This window comes from Kitasatospora sp. NPDC093558 (assembly GCF_040683475.1).
GTDB lineage: Bacteria > Actinomycetota > Actinomycetes > Streptomycetales > Streptomycetaceae > Kitasatospora.
The window spans coordinates 19,719-37,792 of sequence record NZ_JBFBDY010000019.1; the positions used below are offsets into that span (position 1 = coordinate 19,719).

Below are 18,074 nucleotides of genomic sequence, written 5' to 3' on the forward strand. Positions count from 1 at the left end.
GCCCCCGTTCTTGCCGTCGTTCTGGGCCGACCATAACCGGAGGGTCTGACAGTCACTCAGTTCACGGCGGGGCTGCGGCGTTCGACGAGAACGACGTCGCGCCAGCGGCCGTGGAGGCGGCCGACGCGCTCGCGGGTGCCGACGGTGCGGAAGCCGGCGCGGTGGTGGAGGGCGAGGCTCGCGCCGTTCTCAGGGAAGATGCCGGCCTGGACGGTCCAGATCCCGGCGGCGTCGGTGGAGGCGAGCAGGGCCGTCAGCAGGGCGCGCCCGACGCCGCGGCCGTGGGCGGCGGGGGCGACGTAGACGGAGTGCTCGACGACGCCCGCGTAGGCGCTGCGGGCGGAGACGCGGGAGACGGCGGCCCAGCCGAGAAGGGTGCCGTCGTCGTCCAGGGCGACCAGGCGGTGGTCGGGCAGGCGGGACGCGTCGAAGGAAGCCCAGTCGGGGGCGGCGGTCTCGAACGTGGCCTCGCCGGTGTCGATGCCCGCCTGGTAGACGGCGAGGACGGCCTCGGCGTGGGCGGGGGTCATGGGGGCGAGCTGCACGGTCATCGGTGGTCCTTGGCGTGGTCGGCGAGGATGCGGGCTTCGTCCTCGGGGGTGAAGCCGTGGCCCAGGGGCGGTGCGCCGCGGTCGCGGTCCCAGGCGAGGACGTCGGCGGCGGTGACCGCGAGCGCAGTGGCCGGGAGGCCGGCTGCCCGGGCGCGCGAGGCGTCGCGCTGCTGGCCGGGCCAGAGCGGCTCGGCGCGGACCAGCGGGAAGAACGGCGGCGGAGCGGTCTCCGGCGGCACCGGGACGACCTCGACCTCGGTGCCCGCGACCTCGGCGCAGGTGGCGATCACCCCGCCCAGCGTGACCGGCTCGGCCGGGCCGACGGCGTGGAACGCGCCGGGCCGGTCGTCCCGCAGCAGCCGGAGCACGAACCGGGCGAGGTCGCGCGAGTCGACCAGCTGGACGGGCTGCTCCGGCCGACCCGGGAGCGCGATCCGGCCGCCGCGCGCCGCCCGGCGCGCCCAGTAGGTGAGCCCGCGGTTCTCGTCGTGCGGCCCCGCCACCTTGCCGGGCCGCACGATCGTCGCCCGCTCGCCGTAGCGCCCGACGACCTCGTCCTCGCAGGCCACCTTGAGCCGGCCGTACGTCTCCTCGGTCAGTTGCTCGGCGTCCCGCAGTGGCGCCCGGCGCGGGGTGGACTCGTCCGAGCCGGGGGCGAGGCCGGCGCGCTCGTAGACCGCGTGGCTGGAGACGAACAGGTAGCGGCCGACGGAGTCGCCGAGGGCGTCCATCGCCCCGGTGACCTGGCGCGGGCGGAAGCCGCTGCAGTCCACCACGGCGTCCCAGCTCCCCTGTCGGAGAGCCGAGTAGTCGCCGGTGTCGCGGTCGCCGGTGAGGCGGGTGGCGGCGGGGAACAGGCCGGGGTTCGTCCGGCCGCGGTTGAAGAGGGACACGTCGGCCCCGCTGCGCAGGGCCTCGTCGGCGATGGTGCGGCCGACGAAGGAGGTGCCGCCGAGGAGGAGGATCCGCATGGGACCGAGCCTACTGCGGTGGTTCAAGGGGCTGCAGTGCTCGCTGCGTGGGCGCGGGCGTGGGCTTGGGCGTGGCTGCGGGTGTTCAGGTGGTGATCCTTGGGTCGGCCTCGGCGAGGATCAACTCCTCGATTCCGTAGAGGAATTCCTCCATGGCCGAGCGCGGGAGGACGGTGGGGTCGGCGGTCAGTGCGAGGCTGAGTGCGTCGGGCGTCCGGACGGCGTCCAGGGCGTAGGTGAGGCCGGCGCGCGGCTCGAACTCGACGGGCCAGGTGAGCGTCGTGCGGTCGGTGCCGGCCGGCTCGGTGCCCGTCGGCTCGGTGGGTGCGGGCGGGGCCAGTTCGCGGGTGTCGTTGAAGACGCAGGACCGGTCGGCGAGCGGGACGCCCCCGGCGGCGAGGGCGGCGATCTCCTCGTCCAGGCGCAGCTTGTCGTAGTAGGCGTGGCGGTAAGTGCCGATCGCGGCGGCGTGCGTGCGGCGCACGATCCCGCCGAACTCTCCGGTGGCGTCCGGGAGGTGGAACAGGCCCTCGCCGGCGACGGTGCTGACGGCGTTCGCCAGCTCGGGCAGGAAGCGGTTGTTGACGACGACGTGCAGGACGGCCTCCGAGTGGCCGGAGAGCTTGGCGGTCATCGCGGCGGTGGCGGCGAGGAGGACGGAGGAGGAGCTCACCCGGTGTGTGGCGGCGACGAGTTCGACGGCTTCGGGCAGGGCGGGGGAGCGCAGCACGGCGTTCGGGAAGTGCGGCGCGGCGGGCTCGTCCGGCCGCGGGAACAGGCGGGCCGGGCCGAGCTGCAGCTTGCGCAGGAACTGTTTGCGGGCGCCCGCGTCCCGCCGCCGGCCGCGTTCGGAGGTCTGGAACTCGGCTTCCTCCAAAGGCTGTTGGGCGGGCTCGCGGAGCGCGGACAGCTCGGCGGGTGCGGTGCCGAGGCAGAGCGCGGTGAGGTCCGCCACGAGGCGGGTCATGCCGCTGCCGTCGACGGCGGTGTGGGCGAGCACCAGGCTGATGTGGCGGGCCAGGCCGCCGTGCTCGACCACGCCGACGCGGATCGGCCACTCGGTGGCACAGTCGAACGCCCGGGCCGCCAGCTCGTCGTGCAACCTGGCACCGGCTTCGGAGAGTTGGGCCTCGTCCGGGCAGTGTTCGGTATGCACGGCGAGCCGGCCGTCCGGGTCGACGAGCTGGCGCAGCCGCCCGTCCCCGTCCGGGACCAGCCGGGTGTGCAGCGAGTCGTGCAGGTGGAGCAGCCGGTCGAGGGCGGTGAGCAGGACGGGCAGCGGCAGGCCGGGGTCGAGCGGGGCGGCGGTGGTGATGTTGTAGCGCGGCGCGTCCTCGGGGGCGAGGCGTCGGACGGCGTCCCAGATGGCCTGCTGGCCCCAGGTGGCCGGTCCGGAACCGGACCGGCCGGACGAGAAGGCGATCTCCGGCAGTTGACGAGTGGTCACCGTTGGCTCTCCGTAAGGGCGTGGATCGGTACGTCCTGGCTGGTGCGGTGGGAGCGCGTGGGCCGTTCGGGGAGAGTGTGGCGCACCGGCCGCCGGGCCGTCGAGAGAGCGGGTGAGCGTGTGGACGTTGGTTGGGCGGGCGGGCGCTCAGGAGCGGTCGGCGGTGACGAGGGGGTGGGCGATCCGCCCGGGCGCTCAGGAGCGGTCGGCGGTGACGACGTGGTAGTCGAGCAGGCCGTCCCGCCAGGCGGTGAGGAAGTTGCGCGACCAGTGCCCGGCCGGGACGCTGTCCGCCAGGTAGCGGTCGAAGCCGGGCCACACGTCCGCGCCGATCGACTCCGTCGTGACGCCCGCGAACCCGGCCTCGGCGAGGTCGGCGGTGAAGGCGTCGAGCGGGTGGGCGACGTCCAGTCCGTCGGCGAAGCTGCTGAGCAGAATGCCGAGGCGCTCGGCGACCTCGGTCCCGGCGGCCGCGAAGAACGTCGTCACCACCAGCCGCCCGCCGGGCCGCAGCACCCGGGCCGCCTCGTGGGCGAAGCCCGTCAGCTCGCGGAAGTGCTGGGCCGCCTCGACCGAGTAGAGGCCGTCCAGCGCGCCCGCGGGGAACGGCAGTTCCTCGGCCGCGCCGAGGGTGTAGGCGAGCCGGTCCGGGTACGTGGCGAGCGCCTTGGCGTTGACCGTGCGGGCGCGCTCGATCTGGTCCGGATGGATGTCGACGCCCGTCACGGCCGCGAATCTGAACTCGCGCAGCGCGAGCGCCGCGCCCAGCCCCCGCCCGCATCCCACCTCCGCCAGCCGCAGCCGCTCGCGCGGCTCGGCGAAGGCGCGCAGCACCCGCCGGTACAGCTGCTCCTGGCTCTGCACCCGCTCCTCGGGCGTCGGCGCGGCGAGGTCGATCCCGCGCCAGTCGCCGAAGTTGATGAAGCCGCCCGCGAAACTGGCGGCCCGGCTCAGGTCGCCCGTGCCGTACGTCCGGTGCACGGTGGGAGGGATCCGGCTCTGGTCCATGGCTGGTCCTGTCTTCGGGGGTCGTCGGTCGTCGGTCGGGCGGGTCGTTGCGTGCGCCGCTTGCCCGGCGCGCCGCGGTACGTACCCAAACCGGTCGGGATGCGAACGCACCGGAGTCGAAGGATTACGGAGTGCGTGCGGGGTGCATGCGGGGGCGTGCGGGGTGCGTGCTGAAGTGCGTGCGGAGTGCGTACGGGAAAATGCCGTGCCCGCGGGGCCGCCGTCCGCTACAGTCCGCGGTGATCTTGCGGACCGAGGAGAGGCAGCGCCGTGGACACCGACAACCGCCCCAAGCCCCCGCTGGTCGGCGGCGAGCGCGAGACGCTGCGCGGCTTCCTGGACTTCCACCGCGCGACGCTCGCCATGAAGTGCGAGGGCCTGACCGACGAACAGCTGCGCCTGCGGTCCAGCCCGCCGTCCACCCTCAGCCTGCTCGGGCTGGTGCGGCACATGGGCGAGGTCGAGCGCACGTGGTTCCGGCGCGTCGTCAACGGCGAGGACGTCCCGTTCCTCTGGTCCGCGGAGGGCGACTACCAGGCCGCGTACGACCCCACCGGCGCCACCCGCGACGAGGCCTTCACCGCCTGGCAGGCCGAGGTCGAGCACGCGCGCCGGATCGAGCGCGAGGCGGAGTCCCTGGACGTGACGGGCTACCAGCCGCGCTGGGGGGAGACGGTCTCGCTGCGCCTCGTCATGCTGCACCTCATCCACGAGTACGCGCGCCACAACGGGCACGCCGACTTCCTGCGCGAGGGCATCGACGGGACGGTGGGGGCGTAGACGTGTAAGGGGCGTAGGGGCGGCACCTCCTGGGGTCGGGCGTGTCGCGGGGCCGGGCGTGTCGCGGTGGGCAGTGGCGCGGATCACAGGGGCCGTCGCGCGGGCGGCGAAATGCGGCGGCCGTCGAAGTGGTTGGCACGGGCAACCGTTCACGATCTCCGTGCACACCACCGGTACCACGAGGAACCTCCATGATCGTCACCGAGCCCGCCGCGACCGTCGACCCCGCAGCCTCCCGCGCGGCCGGGATCCTGTCCCGGCCCGTCACGATCAACGGGCTGACCGTCCCGAACCGCATCGCGATGGCGCCCATGACGCGCAAGTTCTCCCCGGGCGGCGTGCCCGGCGAGGACGTGCGCTCGTACTACGCCCGGCGCGCCGCCGCGGGCGTCGGCCTGATCGTCACCGAGGGCACCTACGTCGGCCACGACTCGGCCGGCCAGTCCGACGACATCCCGCGCTTCCACGGCGAGGAGCAGCTCGCCGGGTGGGCCCGCGTCGCCGAGGACGTCCACGCGGCGGGCGGCACGATCGTGCCGCAGCTCTGGCACATCGGCATGGTGCGCAAGCAGGGCGACCCGCCGGTCGCCGGCGCCCCCGCCGTCGGCCCGTCCGGCATCCGGCTCGACGGCACCGAGGGCACCGGCCGGGCGATGACCCGCACCGACCTCGACGACGTGATCGGCGCCTTCGCCGACGCCGCCGCGGCCGCCGAGCGCATCGGCTTCGACGGCGTCGAGCTGCACGGCGCCCACGGCTACCTCATCGACCAGTTCCTGTGGGCGGGGACGAACCGGCGCACCGACGCCTACGGCGGCGACCCGGTCGCCCGGACGAAGTTCGCGGCCGAGATCGTCGCCGCCGTCCGCGCGGCCGTCTCGCCGGAGTTCCCGGTGATCTTCCGCTACTCGCAGTGGAAGTCGGAGAACTACGAGGCCCGCCTCGCCGCGACCCCGGAGGAGCTGGAGGCGATCCTCACCCCGCTCGCCGAGGCCGGCGTCGACGCCTTCCACGCCTCGACCCGCCGCTACTGGGTCCCCGAGTTCGAGGGCTCCGACCTCAACCTGGCCGGCTGGAGCCGCAAGCTCACCGGCCGCCCGGCCATCACCGTCGGCTCGGTCGGCCTCGACGGCGACTTCGTCCGCGCCTTCATGGGCGAGGGAGCCCCCGTCCAGGGCATCGACGACCTGCTCGACCGCCTGGAGCGCGACGAGTTCGACCTGGTCGCCGTCGGCCGCGCCCTCCTCCAGGACCCGCAGTGGGCCGCCAAGGTCCTCGCCGGCCGCTTCGGCGACCTGCACCCGTACGACGCCGCCGCGGTCCGCACGCTCAGCTGACCTCCGGACACGCCACGAGGCCCCGGCCGCCCGCGCGGCTGGGGCCGCGTGCGTGTTTCGTTTGAGGGGCTCAGGCTCACCAGCCGAGGAGGTGGGTGCCCTCGCCGAGTGCGGTCAGGATCGTTTCGGCGGTGGCCTCGGGAGCGGTTCCGGGGGCACCGGGCGCGGCGGCGTCGACGGTCACGTAGTGGAGGGCCGCGCCCGTCGCACGGCTCTCGCGGCGGAAGGTGTCGAGCGCCGGCGGGGCGGCCGGGCACTCGACGACGACCTGGTAGCCGCCGGTCGCGTAGGCGAACGCCGCCTGTGCCGCGGCCGCCAGCGCGGTCGCGTTCTGGCGCTCGGCCTCCGGGACCTCCGGGGCGAGCCGGCCACGGCGGATGACCCGCAGGAAGTCGTCCGTCCGCAGGTGGACGCTCGGGTGCAGCTCCTCGGCGAGCAGCGCGGCCACCCGGCTCTGCCCGGCCCCCGACGGGTCGACGAGGACGACGACACCGCCGGCGCCCCGGCCGCCCCCGAGCTCCGGCCCACCTACGGTCGTACGGTTCACAGCTGCTGATCCCTTCGCGGGCCGGGGACGGACGGGTAGCCGGGGCGAGGCGGTCGGAGTGCGGGCGGCCGGTCGGCCCCGATGCGGGCGGCGGCCCGGATCCGGACGGCGGCCCGGATGTGGACAGCGGTTCGGATGCGGACAGCCGACCGCCTCGTCCCTACGACTGATGCTTCCGAGGATCAACCTAGTCCACCCGGGTGCCCCGAGTCGTCCCCCGTCCGGCCCAGGTCCCATGCTCATCGGTCCGCGATGCGGTCCTCGGTGTGGTCCGCAGTGCGGTCCTCGGTGCGCAGCACGATCGGGTTGGTCAGGGCCGCCATCGGGCCCCACGGCAGGTCCCCGCCCATCGTGTTGCCCCGGCCCGGCGACCCGTCCGCCCGCGGGTGGCGCACCTCGGCCCGGACGTACGCGGCGAGCGAGGCCGTCGTCCGCCACACGACCGTGCCCGCGCCGCCGGCGGGCAGCGACTCCTGGTGCATCTGGCCCTCGTCGGTGAGGAAGCGGACCGTCCCGCCCGGCACCCCGGACACGTCGAGCCGCACGTCCAGCGGCGCGTCCGCCGGGACGGCCAGCTCCTCGCCGATGCCGGCCCGGCGGCCGTCCCCGGTGACGGTGAACTCCAGCTGCACGGCGGCCGATTCGGCCAACCAGCTGCGCCCGGCGCGCAGCCCGTCGAGGACCGCGTCCCGGGTGAGGTCCTCGGCGAGCACCACGTTGTGCGGCAGGCCGATGACCTGCGGGGCGCTGTGCGCGTCGCTGTTGCCCATGGCGGGCAGCCACGACCGGCCGTCCCTGAGGGCCACCGCGAGCCGCGCGTCCCAGGTGTCCACGGCCGACTCGTCGTCGTACGTCCAGGGCCCGTTCCACACCTCGACCGCGTCCGCCTGCTCGTAGCCGAACTTCCACTGGCACGCGACGTACGGGCAGTACGGGTGCGCGGGCACCACCAGGCCGCCCGAGCGGTGCACCTGGCGGACGAAGCGCGGGAAGGCCTCGTCGCGCGAGCGGTAGCGCCAGTCGACGAACTCGCCCGCCGGTAGGCCGAGGGCCAGCCAGTGGCCGTTGCGGGTGGTGATCTCCTCGCCCGGGACGATCAGCAGGTCGGGGCCGGCCAGCGGGCCCCAAACGGCGTGCGAGGAACTGGTGTTGTGGTCGGTGGAGACGATGAAGTCCAGCCCGGCGGCGCGGGCGCCGGCCGCCACCTCCTCCGGGAGCCGCCATCCGTCCGAGTGCACGGTGTGCAGGTGGCAGTCCCCGCGGTACCAGGCGCGGCCCCGGCCGCGGGCCCGCTCGGCCGGGTACGACGGCGTGAACTCCGGGCCCGGCTCGCCTGACCGGAGGGTGACCTGGACCTGGTAGTCGAGGCCCTGGGGGGCCACCTGGTACGGGCCGAGCACCACGTGCCACGTGCCAGGGTTGACCGGGCCCGGGAGGTAGCCCGGGGTCGCGGACTCGCGGGCGATGCGGAACTCCGTGCGGAAGCCGCCGGACCAGCCGCGGAAACCCGGGCCGCCGAGGTCCGTACCGCGCTCGTCGAAGATGCCGATGTCGCACGAGTTGCCCGGGGTGCCGGGCGGGACCTGCGGGCGGTCGTAGGAGTAGGACACCGCGATCTCGCGCACGCCGTCCGGGACTTCGACGGGGAGGTAGACGAAGTCGGGGGAGCCGGTGGGGAGGTGGCCGGTGAGGGTGAGGGTCCGGTCTCCCGTGGTGCCTCCCGAGGTGCTTGCGGCGGCGGTGCCCGTGGCTGCCGTTAAGCCGAGGGCGGTCGCGGCGCCGGCGGCGAGGCCGGTGCGGAGGAGGTCGCGGCGGGCGGGGTGCGGGGGGTGCTGGTCGGTCTGGGGTGGCTGGGGGTGGTCGGGGTGGTCGCGGTGGTCGGGGGTGGCGGGCATCGGGGTCTCCCGTGGGTCGGGCGGGCGCGGCTTCGCTCACGCCCCTACCCGCTGCGGTGAACCCCGGGTGAGCCAGGTCCCACTGCGGCGGGGCGGGCCGGTGAAAGGGGGCCCGGCCGCGCCCGGCGGGCCGTGTCGCTACGGCGGGGGCGGGTTGCGGCGGGCGAGGATCGACCGGTTCATAGAAGCAGACGGTCGGGCAGTCGGATCATCGTGGAGGTTGGTGTGTCGCTCAGTCGGCGGGCCCTGCTGGCGGCGATGGGTGGGAGCGCGCTGGCCGGGAGTGCGTTGGCCGGGTGCGGGGCGGCCAAGGGGGGCGTGGGGGTAGCCAAGGGGGGCGTGGGGGTGGCTTCCGCTTCGGTAGGGGCGACGGAGGCGAGTGTGGGGGTGGCGTCTGCTTCAGTGGGGGCGGCGTCCGCTTCGGTGCCTGTTGTCCCCTCGCCTACGGCCACTGCCTCTGCCGCGCCGCACCTGCTCACCAGGGCGGAGGTCGTCGCCCGGTACGGTGGCGCGGCGCCGACGGAGTGGGGGCTCGACGTCGCCGGGGTGACGGGCGAGCTGCCGGCCGGACAGCAGGCGACCGCGCTCACGTTCGACGCCTGCGGCGGCACCGGCGGCAGCGGGTACGACGCCGACCTGATCGACTTCCTGCGCGCGCACGCCGTGCCCGCCACGCTCTTCCTCAACGCCCGCTGGATCGACGCCAACCCCGCCCAGTTCGAACACCTCGCCGCCGACCCGCTCTTCGAGATCGGCAACCACGGCACCGCCCACCGCCCGCTCTCCGTCACGGGCCGCTCCGCCTACGGCATCGCCGGCACCCGGGACGTCGGCGAGGTGTACGACGAGGTGGCGGGCAACGCGCGGAAGCTGGGCGAGCTGCTGGGACACCCGCCCCGCTTCTTCCGCTCCGGCACCGCCCACTACGACGACGTCGCCACCCGGGTCGTCGCCGACCTCGGGGAACGCGTCGCGGGCTTCACCGTCAACGGCGACGGCGGGGCCACCCTCACCGCCGCCGAGGTCCGGCAGGAGGTGGCGGCGGCCCCGCCGGGGTCGATCGTCATCGCCCACATGAACCACCCGGGCGGCGGCACCGCCCGCGGCTTCGCGGCGGCCCTGCCCGGGCTGCTGGCGGCGGGGCGGCGGTTCGTGCGGCTGTCGGACGTGCTCTGACGCGGCTCCCGGCCTCAGGTGAGGCGCAGTCCGCCGGGGAGCTCCTCGTTGATGATCCGCACCAGCCAGTCGAACACCGTCGGGCCCCGGCCCGCCCGGGCCTCCGCGAGCTCGGCGGCCACGTGGGCGCGGTTGGTGGGGTGGCAGCGGGTGAGGCGGTCCTCCAGCTGGCGGACGGTCTCGGGGTAGCCGAGGTTGCGCCGCGACACCTCGTGGTGCTGCCACTCGATCGCGTAGTCGCCGTCGTCGGGGGTGCCGAAGCCGCCGCGGAGGCAGTCGGTGAAGGCGTCGAGGTTCCGGCCGAAGTAGCCGCCGCAGCCGATGGATTCGCCTACGACCTTCCAGAAGTCGTCGAGGTTGCCGACCAGGGAGCCATCGATCACATAATTCACGGTCACAGGGCGAGGATAGTGCGGGGCCGCTGCGCGGGGCTTGGGGTTTTGGCTTTCGGGAGCGCTGCGGGAGGGGGGTGAGGGGGTGGTTTGGGTGCGTGCATTGGTGCGGGTTGGGGGCTCTAGGGGGTGACGGCGATCGCGGTGGCCAGCAGGCCGTTGTGGACGGACCAGCGGCCTTCGAAGCCGTCGATTCGGCGGGTGCCGACGATCGGGCCGGGGACCAGGAGGCGGGCGGTGAAGGTGCCGTCGGGGGAGAGGACCAGGTCGGCCTCGCTGGTGTCCAGGAACTTGCCGGTCAGCGGGAACCACGCCTTGTAGACGGACTCCTTGGCGCTGAACAGGATGCGGTCCCACGGGATGCCGGGGCGCAGCAGGAGCAGTGAGGCGATCCGCTGCCGTTCGTCGGGGAGGGCGATGATCTCCAGCACGTCGTCCGGGAGTGGCAGCGCGGGCTCGGCGTCGATGCCGACGGAGGCGAGGTCGGTGGCGCGGGCGACGACCGCGGCGCGGAAGCCGTCGCAGTGGGTGAGGCTGCCGACGATGCCGTCCGGCCAGCTCGGGGCGCCCAGGTGGCCGGGGACGATGGGGCGGTAGGGGACGCCGAGGCGGGCGAGTGCGGCGCGGGCGCAGTGGCGGGCGGTGGTGAACTCGCGGCGGCGCTTGTCGACGGCCTTGGCGACGACGGCGGCCTCGGCGGGTTCCAGTCGGGCCTCCGGCGGGTCGTCGTACGCGACTTCGGCCGCCACGACGTCCGGCAGCAGGTCCCCGATCAATGCGTCCTCCCCTGGCTCGACAGCGCGGGTCCTGCCGCGCGCTGTCGAGCCTAACGTGCCGGGGGCGTCACTCGAAGGCTGCTGCCGCCTCCCTGAGGGCCCGGGCGACCGTCTCCGGGTCGTACGGCGCCGGTTCGCCGGGGACGTACGTCACCGAGTGGAGGGTGCCGGTGTAGCGGAAGGAGCGGTGGCGCTCGTGGACGGGCCAGGAGACGGGGGACTTGCGGTCGACGCCGACGCTGATGCCCTGGAACGGTGCCATGCCGATGAGTTGGTGGACGGGGCCGAGCCGGCCCGTCCGCACGCCGTCGACGTGCAGGCGGAACTCCCACTTGAGGTCGGCGACGGCCTCGGCCTCGACGGTGACGAGCCGGGTGCCGGCCGGGAGCGGTCCGGCGGCGGTCTCGTGCAGCTCGCCGTACTGGTTGTAGGCGAAGCGGAGTTGGCCGTCCTCGACGTAGAGGCTGTAGCCGCCGCCCTGGTCGCCGTGGGAGACGAGCACGCCCTCGTCGCCGTCCCGGTGCTCGTCGAGGGCGACCTCGATGGTGAAGGAGCGGAAGGAGATCAGCCGGGAGGAGCGGTAGCGTTCCAGCTCGGGGGTGCCGGGCAGCAGTGTGACCGGGCGGCGCAGGCGTTCGGCATCGGGGCCGCGCAGGGCGAGGGCGCCGCTGCCGTCGGCGAGCGGGAAGACGCCGTTGCGCCAGGCGGCGGCCTCCCAGGCGGCCGACAACTCCTTGACCGGGATGGGGTGTTCGGCGGAGACGTCGTGGATCTCGGTCGGGTCGGTGCGCAGGTCGTACAGCGCCCACTCGCCGTCGTCGTACGGCGTGCCGGGGCGGTGCAGCGTCACGAGCTTCCAGCCGTCGCGGTAGTAGCTGCGGTTGCCGGTCATCTCGCAGTACTGCTCGGGGTGGGTGCTGGCGGCGCCGCTGTCGCGCAGGACGGAGGTGAAGCTGATGCCGTCCAGGGACTGTACTGGTCGCCGGTGGCGATCCAATGGCCGTTCTATGCCTGCGAGTTCCAGCAGGGTCGGCAGGATGTCCGTCACGTACTGGTACTGCGTGCGGACGCCGGTGTCGCCCTCCTTGCGCGGCAGGCCGGCGGGCCAGGAGAGGACGAACGGGACACGGACGCCGCCCGCGTAGGTCTGGCCCTTGTACAAGCGGAACGGGGTGTTGGAGGCCATGCCCCAGCCGCGCGGGTAGTGGACGAGGCTCTGCGGGCCGCCGATCAGCTCGATCTCCCGCTCGACGTCCGGGTTCCAGTCGTCGGGGAGGTCGGGGTGGTGGACGAACCGGCTGAAGTAGCTGCGGGTGCCCTCGGGGCCGCCTTCGCCGGTGCCGCTGTTGTCGCTGGTGAACACGATGATGGTGTTGTCGAGTTCGCCGAGCGAGGCGAGCGTGTCGGTGAGGCGGCCGAGGTTGCGGTCGACGTTGTCGACCATCGCCGCGTACACCTCCATGTAGCGGGCGTACAGCTTCTTCTGGACGTCGGTGAGCTCGTCCCACGGGCCGACGTCGTACCCGGCCTCCGAGTTGCGGTCCGGCAGTTCGGTGCCGGGCGGGAAGTGGCCGGCGGCGAGCTGGCGGGCGAAGCAGGTGGCGCGCAGCTCGTCCCAGCCGTCGGCGTAGCGGCCCTTGTGGCGGGCGAGGTCCTCGGGCTTGGCCTGGAGGGCCGTGGACGGCGTTGTGGGCGAGGTAGAGGAAGAAGGGCTTGTCCTCGTCGTTGGCGCGCAGGGACTTGACCATGGCGATGGCCTGGTCGGTGATGTCGTCGGTGTAGTAGTAGCCGTCGGGGAACTCGTCGATGTCCAACGGGCTGTTGTCGCGGACGAGTTGGTGCGGGTGGAACAGGCTGGTGAGGCCTTCGAGGACGCCGTGGTACTGGTCGAAGCCCTTCTGCAGCGGCCAGTTGGGATCTCGGCACCGAACGGGCCGATGTCGCTGTAGCCCATGTCGTCGATGAGGACGACGACGATGTCAGGCGCGCCCTCGCGCTGGCGGACGCGGGCGGGCCAGGCGGGCGTGGACTCGCGGAAGGTGCGGCCGACGGTGCCGGGGAAGCCGGCGTACGGGTCGCGGCGGTGCGGGTCTGGAGTGGTGGTCACGTGGTGCTCCGGGTGGTGGGTCGGGCTTCGTCCAGGCGGGGGACGGCGGCCAGGAGTTCGGCGGTGTACGGGTGTTCGGGGTGGGTGACGACGCGGTCGGCGGGCCCGGTCTCGACGATCCGGCCGCGGTGCATGACGGCGATCCGGTGGCTGACCCGGCGCACCACGGCGAGGTCGTGGGCGATGAACAGGACGGCGAGGCCGAGTTCGCGCTGGAGCCGGGCGAGCAGGTCGATGACCTGGGCCTGGATCGAGACGTCGAGCGCGGAGACCGGCTCGTCGCAGATCAGCACGCTGGGTTCGGGTGCCAACGCCCGGGCGATGCCGATGCGTTGGCGCTGGCCGCCGGAGAAGGCGCGCGGGTGGCGGTCGGCCGTCGCCGGGTCGAGGCCGACCTGGGTGAGCAGGTCGGCCACCCGGGCGGCGCGCTCGGCGCGGTTGCCGAGGCGGTGGGCGACGAGCGGCTCGGCGATGATCTGCCCGACGGTCATCCGGGGGTTGAGCGAGGAGTACGGATCCTGGAAGACCATCTGGATCTCGCGGCGGGGCGTCCGGCCCAACGGCTCGCCACGGTAGTGGATTTCGCCCGCCGACGGGGCGTGGACCTGGACGAGCGCCTTGGCGAGCGTGGACTTGCCGGAGCCGGACTCGCCGACCAGGCCGAGGGTTTCGCCGGGGTGCAGCGCGAGGTCGACGCCGTCGAGGGCGGTGACGGACCGGCGGCGGGAGCCGTAGGTCTTGCGCAGTCCGCTGACGGTGAGCAGGGGTTGGGCGCCGGGGGTGCTGTTGGCGGCGGCCGTGGAGGGTTCATCGAGGCGTGGTACAGCTGACAGGAGCTGTTGTGTGTAGGGGTGTTGGGGTGCGGTGAGGATGTCGGCGGTGTCGCCCTGCTCGACGATCCGGCCGGAGCGCATGACCAGGAGCCGGCGGCAGGTGCGGGCGATCACGCCGAGGTCGTGGCTGATCACGACGAGGGCGGTGCCGGTCTCGCGGTTGATCCGGGTGAGCAGGCGGAGGATCTGCTGCTGGACGGTCGGGTCGAGCGCGGTGGTGGGCTCGTCGGCGACGAGCACGTCGGCGTCGTGGGCGAGCGCGAGGGCGATCATGATGCGCTGGCGCTGGCCGCCGGAGAACTGGTGCGGGTGGTCGCGCAGCCGTCCGGCGGCGTCGGGTATGCCGACGAGGTCGAGCAACTCGACGGTGCGTTCCCGGCGTTGGGCACGTGGCAGGGAGCCGTGCGCGCGCAGTGCCTCGTCCAGCTGCCGGCCGATCGTGAGGACGGGGTTGAGCGAGGACATCGGGTCCTGGAAGATCATCGCGATCCGTTTGCCGCGCAGCGCGCGCAGCCCGTCCTCGGGAAGGCCGGCGAGGTCCTGCCCGGCGAGTTCGACCGTACCCGCGGTGATCCGGCTGCCGGGGGGCAGCATCCGGAGCAGGGCGAGGGCGGTCGTGGACTTGCCGGAGCCGGACTCGCCGACGATCCCGAGGGTGTCGCCGGGGGCGAGGCCGAAGTCCGCGCCGTCGACGGCCGGGGTCTCGGCGGCGGTTCGGGTGCCGTCGAACTCCACGGTGAGGTCGCTGACTCGGAGCACGGACGTCATCGGCGGATCCCCCGGTTGAGGGCCTCGGCGATCAGGGTGAAGCCGAGCACCAGCGCGGTGGTGGCTGCCAGCGGCCCTGCGGCGAAGGCGGGGTGGGTGGCGAGGTAGGCGACGGACTGGCTGAGGATGCTGCCGAGGGTGGCCTCCGGCGGGCGGACACCAAGGCCGAGGAAGCTCAGCGCGCCCTCGATGAAGACGCCGACGGAGAGCGCGACGGCGGTCTGGACGATCAGCGGGTCCACCGCGTTCGGGACGACGTGCCGCAGGAGCACGCGCCGCCGGGTGGCGCCGCCGACGCGTGCGGCGACGGCGTACTCCCGCTCCCGCTGCACGAGGATCCCGGAGCGTAACTGCCGTCCGAAGTACGGGATCTCGGCGATCGCGATGATGACGACGACCGGCCAGCGGCCGGGGCCGAGCACGGCGGTGACGGCGAGCCCGAGGATCAGTCCGGGGAAGGAGAGCAGCAGGTCGAAGGCCCGCTGGACGGCGAGGTCGGCCCACCGGGAGGTGGCGGCGAGCAGGGCGAACGCGCAGCCGAGGAGCGCGCCGGCCGGGACGGCGAGCAGGACGATCCCGAGGTCGGCGGTGATCCCGTGCAGGACCCGGCTGAACAGGTCGCGGCCGAGGTCGTCGGTGCCGAGCGGGTGCCCGGTGCCGGGCCCGGCCAGGGCGAGCGGCCCCTGGGCGTCCGGGTCGGCGTCGGTGAGCAGTGGCGCGAGCAGCCCGGCGAGGGCGGGCAGGCCGACGAGGGCGAGGCCGACGAGGCCGCGCCAGGTCGACAGGCCTGCCAGGTAGCGGTTCCGGGGCCGGGCGGTGGCGCCGGGCGGAAGGGTGGCGGTGGTCATGGGGTCACTCCCAGCGGACGCGCGGGTCGAGCCAGGCGTGCACCAGGTCGGTGAGCAGCTGGACGGTGACGTAGACGGCGACGACGAGCAGCAGGAGGTCCTGCACGACGGGGTAGTCGCGGCGCGCGACGCCCTGCTCGATCAGCTGCCCGAGCCCGGGCCAGGCGAAGATGCGCTCCACCAGGACGGCCCCGGCGACGAGTTGGCCGATCTGGAGGCCCAGCACGGTGACCGCGGGCGGCAGCGCGTTGGGCAGGACGTGCTGCCAGAGGATGCGTCGGCGGGAGACGCCGAGCGCGGTCGCGGTGCGGACGTAGTCCTCGGCGAGGGCGCGCTCGATGCCGTCCTTGAGGTAGCGGGCGAGGATGGCGGCGCTGGGCAGGGCGAGGCAGATGGCGGGCATGAGGAGGTACTGGACGGCCAAGTCCGGTGCGTCGAGCAGGGATTGGTGGCCACCCGCGGGGAGGAGCCGGAGCGAGACGGCGAAGACGAGCACGAGGAGCACGCCGGTGACGAAGGGCGGGACGGCGAGGACGGCGGTCGTGACGGCCCGGACGGCGGCGGCGACCGGGCGCCGCCGGGTGGTGGCGCCGAGGACGGCGAGCGGCACGGCGATCAGGACGACGAGCAGCAGGGCGCCGGCCGTGAGCTGGACGGTGGCGGCGATCCCGTCGCCGATCAGGTCGGCGACCTGCCCGCCGATCGCGTAGCTGGGCCCGAGGTCGCCGGTGAGCAGGTGGCCGAGCCAGCTGAGGTACTGGCCGAACAGCGGTTGGTCGAGGCCGAGTTGGGCGCGGATGGCGGCGACGGTCGCCGGGGTGGCGTCCGGGCCGGCGAGCGTGGTGGCCGGGTCGCCGGGGATCAGCCGGAGGATGAGGAAGACGAGGAAGGAGGCGAGGGCGAGGACGAGCAGCCCGCTGGGGAGCCGTTTGAGGAGGAAGGTGCGCACGTGCGGCTCCATCAGGCCGTGAGGTAGGCGTCGTCGAGGTTGAGGTAGCTGTACTTGTTGAGGGTCACGCCCTGGACCTTGCGGCCCGCGACCTCGACGAGGCCGGCGATGGCGAGGTCGATGACGAAGGCCTCGTCCAGCAGGGTGTCGGTGATCTGCCGGTAGAGGGCCTTGGTCTCGGGGCCGTCGCCGGCGGGGTGGTTCCAGGCCTTCTGGACGATGTTCGTGTAGGCGGGCGAGGCGAAGTGCGAGCTGTTCCTGGCCTCGTTGAACGGGTAGGCGCTCACCGCCAGGGTGGCGGGCTGGAGTTGGGCGAAGCCGTGGCTGAGCGTCCACAGGGCCGGCATGGTCTGGGCGATGAGCTGCTTCTGCATGGTCGGCGAGTCGGTGGGCTGGAGGACGAGCTCGATGCCGACCTGCTTGAGGTCGTACTGGAGGATCTGGGCGATCGCGGTGGAGCCCGGGTCGGCGGTGTGCGCGAAGGGCAGGGTGATCGTGCCGAGCCCGGCCTCCTTCAGCAGCGCGCGGGCCCGGTCGGGGTCGTGGCGGTAGTGGGCGGCATCGGACTCGCCGTACGCGGGCGAGGACTTGGGCCACGGCACGGAGGAGACGGTGCCGTAGCCGCCGAGCGCCTGCTGGACGAAGCGCTCGCGGTCGATCGCCCACGCGATGGCCTGGCGGACGCGCTTGTCGCCGACGTGCTCGGCGGTGACGTTCGCGCCGATGTAGTAGGCGCCGGAGCCGGTGTCGTACTGCTTGATCCGGAACTGCGGGTCGTCCTTGAGCGTGGCGACGTCCTTGCCGCGGACGCCGTAGGAGAGGTGGGTCTGGCCGGTCTTGAGGGAGGACAGCAGGGACTCGGGCTGCGGGATGATCCGGATCTCGACGCCGTCGAGGTGGGGGCGGCCCGGGTTCCAGTAGGCGTCGTTGCGGGCGAGGGTGAGGGAGGAGCCGGGTTTGCGGTCGGTGAGGGTGAACGGGCCGGTGCCGATCAGCTTCGTCCCGGCGACGGCGTCCTCGACGGTGTCGCGATCCGGGATGATCATGAACTCGAAGAGGTCGAACAGGTTGCTCACCGGGTGGGCGAGGACCAGCGTCAGCTCGAAGTCGCCGTTCTTGCGGAAGTCGGTGACGGTCGCGGCGGTGGAGCGCAACTGGGCCGAGCGGGCCGGGTTCTGGAGGTTCTGCACGGCGAACACGACGTCGTCGGCCGTGAACCGGCGCCCGCTGTGGAACCGGACGTCCTCGCGCAGCCGGAGCGTCACGCTCGTGCCGTCCGGGGCGACCTGCCACGAGGTGGCGAGCTCCGGCTGCGGGCGCAGCTGGTCGTCGTACCTGGTCAGGGTGTTGAAGACGAGCCGCTGGACGAGCGTGTTGGCGCTCTGGGCGAAGAGCAGGTTCGGCGTGACGTCGACGCCGGTGCCCACCGTCAGGACGCCGCCCCTGCGCGGGCCGGCCGGGGCGTCCGCGGCGTCCGCGGCCGGGGACGCCTGGTCGGCCGCGGACCGGCAGGCCGCGAGCGCCAGCAGGCCGGCTCCGGCGGCTCCGCCGCGCAGCAGGGCGCGGCGGGTGAGGCCGGGGGCGGGGGGTGTGGTGGATGCGGTCATCGGGCGGGTCCTTCGGAGGTGGCGCGGGGACGACGGCGGCGCGGGGGCGGGGGCGGGCGCCGGGGGCGGCGGTCGCCGGAGG

The 18,074-nt window shown here is 73.9% G+C and carries 15 protein-coding genes and 1 pseudogene; 3 read left to right on the forward strand and 13 right to left on the reverse strand.

The window, feature by feature from the left end:
* Window positions 1-56: 56 nt before the first annotated feature.
* The 4 genes from AB0O00_RS04245 to AB0O00_RS04260 form a co-directional block, all read right to left on the reverse strand.
* Window positions 57-551 (reverse strand): N-acetyltransferase family protein, encoded by a 495-nt coding sequence (locus AB0O00_RS04245; RefSeq protein WP_363648560.1) that lies wholly within the window; start codon window positions 549-551, stop codon window positions 57-59.
* Complete coding sequence (locus tag AB0O00_RS04250; RefSeq protein ID WP_363648561.1) at window positions 548-1,522, reverse strand: NAD-dependent epimerase/dehydratase family protein; 975 nt, start codon at window positions 1,520-1,522, stop codon at window positions 548-550. The genes AB0O00_RS04245 and AB0O00_RS04250 overlap by 4 nt, the downstream gene beginning before the upstream one ends.
* 85 nt (window positions 1,523-1,607) lie before the next feature.
* Complete coding sequence (locus tag AB0O00_RS04255) at window positions 1,608-2,969, reverse strand: condensation domain-containing protein (protein WP_363648562.1); 1,362 nt, start codon at window positions 2,967-2,969, stop codon at window positions 1,608-1,610.
* Window positions 2,970-3,164: 195 nt separating this feature from the next.
* The gene (locus tag AB0O00_RS04260; RefSeq protein ID WP_363648563.1) at window positions 3,165-3,977 is read right to left on the reverse strand and encodes a class I SAM-dependent methyltransferase; all 813 of its coding nucleotides are present in this window, start codon (window positions 3,975-3,977) and stop codon (window positions 3,165-3,167) included.
* Window positions 3,978-4,247: 270 nt separating this feature from the next.
* Between AB0O00_RS04260 and AB0O00_RS04265 the strand changes: the two genes are divergently transcribed.
* Both AB0O00_RS04265 and AB0O00_RS04270 read left to right on the forward strand, forming a co-directional pair.
* Window positions 4,248-4,757 (forward strand): DinB family protein, encoded by a 510-nt coding sequence (locus AB0O00_RS04265; RefSeq protein WP_363648564.1) that lies wholly within the window; start codon window positions 4,248-4,250, stop codon window positions 4,755-4,757.
* Window positions 4,758-4,948: 191 nt separating this feature from the next.
* Entirely contained in the window at window positions 4,949-6,094 is a 1,146-nt protein-coding gene (locus tag AB0O00_RS04270) for an NADH:flavin oxidoreductase (protein ID WP_363648565.1), read from the forward strand.
* Between the two features lie 76 nt (window positions 6,095-6,170).
* Here AB0O00_RS04270 and AB0O00_RS04275 read toward each other — a convergent pair whose 3' ends face one another.
* Both AB0O00_RS04275 and AB0O00_RS04280 read right to left on the reverse strand, forming a co-directional pair.
* The gene (locus AB0O00_RS04275) at window positions 6,171-6,641 is read right to left on the reverse strand and encodes a hypothetical protein (protein ID WP_363648566.1); all 471 of its coding nucleotides are present in this window, start codon (window positions 6,639-6,641) and stop codon (window positions 6,171-6,173) included.
* A 239-nt stretch (window positions 6,642-6,880) separates the two neighbouring features.
* Window positions 6,881-8,536, reverse strand: a complete 1,656-nt coding sequence (locus AB0O00_RS04280; RefSeq protein ID WP_363648567.1) for a CehA/McbA family metallohydrolase — start codon at window positions 8,534-8,536, stop codon at window positions 6,881-6,883.
* Window positions 8,537-8,959: 423 nt separating this feature from the next.
* Between AB0O00_RS04280 and AB0O00_RS04285 the strand changes: the two genes are divergently transcribed.
* On the forward strand, window positions 8,960-9,712 hold the full coding sequence (locus tag AB0O00_RS04285; protein ID WP_363648568.1) for a polysaccharide deacetylase family protein: 753 nt from the start codon (window positions 8,960-8,962) through the stop codon (window positions 9,710-9,712).
* A 14-nt stretch (window positions 9,713-9,726) separates the two neighbouring features.
* Here the strand turns inward: AB0O00_RS04285 and AB0O00_RS04290 are convergent, their stop codons facing one another.
* The 7 genes and pseudogenes from AB0O00_RS04290 to AB0O00_RS04320 all read right to left on the reverse strand — a co-directional run bounded on the left by AB0O00_RS04290 (window position 9,727) and on the right by AB0O00_RS04320 (window position 17,992).
* Window positions 9,727-10,110, reverse strand: coding sequence for a barstar family protein (locus AB0O00_RS04290; RefSeq protein WP_363648569.1), 384 nt, complete (start codon window positions 10,108-10,110; stop codon window positions 9,727-9,729).
* Window positions 10,111-10,226: 116 nt separating this feature from the next.
* Window positions 10,227-10,880 carry a 4'-phosphopantetheinyl transferase superfamily protein gene (locus tag AB0O00_RS04295; RefSeq protein WP_363648570.1) on the reverse strand — a complete coding sequence of 218 codons (654 nt, stop codon included), beginning with the start codon at window positions 10,878-10,880 and terminating at the stop codon, window positions 10,227-10,229.
* Between the two features lie 67 nt (window positions 10,881-10,947).
* Window positions 10,948-12,987: pseudogene (locus AB0O00_RS04300) on the reverse strand (sulfatase-like hydrolase/transferase).
* Window positions 12,984-14,588, reverse strand: coding sequence for an ABC transporter ATP-binding protein (locus tag AB0O00_RS04305; protein WP_363648571.1), 1,605 nt, complete (start codon window positions 14,586-14,588; stop codon window positions 12,984-12,986). The pseudogene AB0O00_RS04300 and the gene AB0O00_RS04305 overlap by 4 nt, the downstream one beginning before the upstream one ends.
* Entirely contained in the window at window positions 14,585-15,436 is an 852-nt protein-coding gene (locus AB0O00_RS04310; RefSeq protein WP_363648572.1) for an ABC transporter permease, read from the reverse strand. Before AB0O00_RS04310 ends, AB0O00_RS04305 begins: the two co-directional genes overlap by 4 nt.
* 4 nt (window positions 15,437-15,440) lie before the next feature.
* On the reverse strand, window positions 15,441-16,385 hold the full coding sequence (locus tag AB0O00_RS04315) for an ABC transporter permease (protein WP_363648573.1): 945 nt from the start codon (window positions 16,383-16,385) through the stop codon (window positions 15,441-15,443).
* A gap of 11 nt (window positions 16,386-16,396) precedes the next feature.
* A complete protein-coding gene (locus tag AB0O00_RS04320) occupies window positions 16,397-17,992 on the reverse strand; it encodes an ABC transporter substrate-binding protein (RefSeq protein WP_363648574.1) in 1,596 nt (531 codons plus the stop codon).
* Window positions 17,993-18,074: the final 82 nt, after the last annotated feature.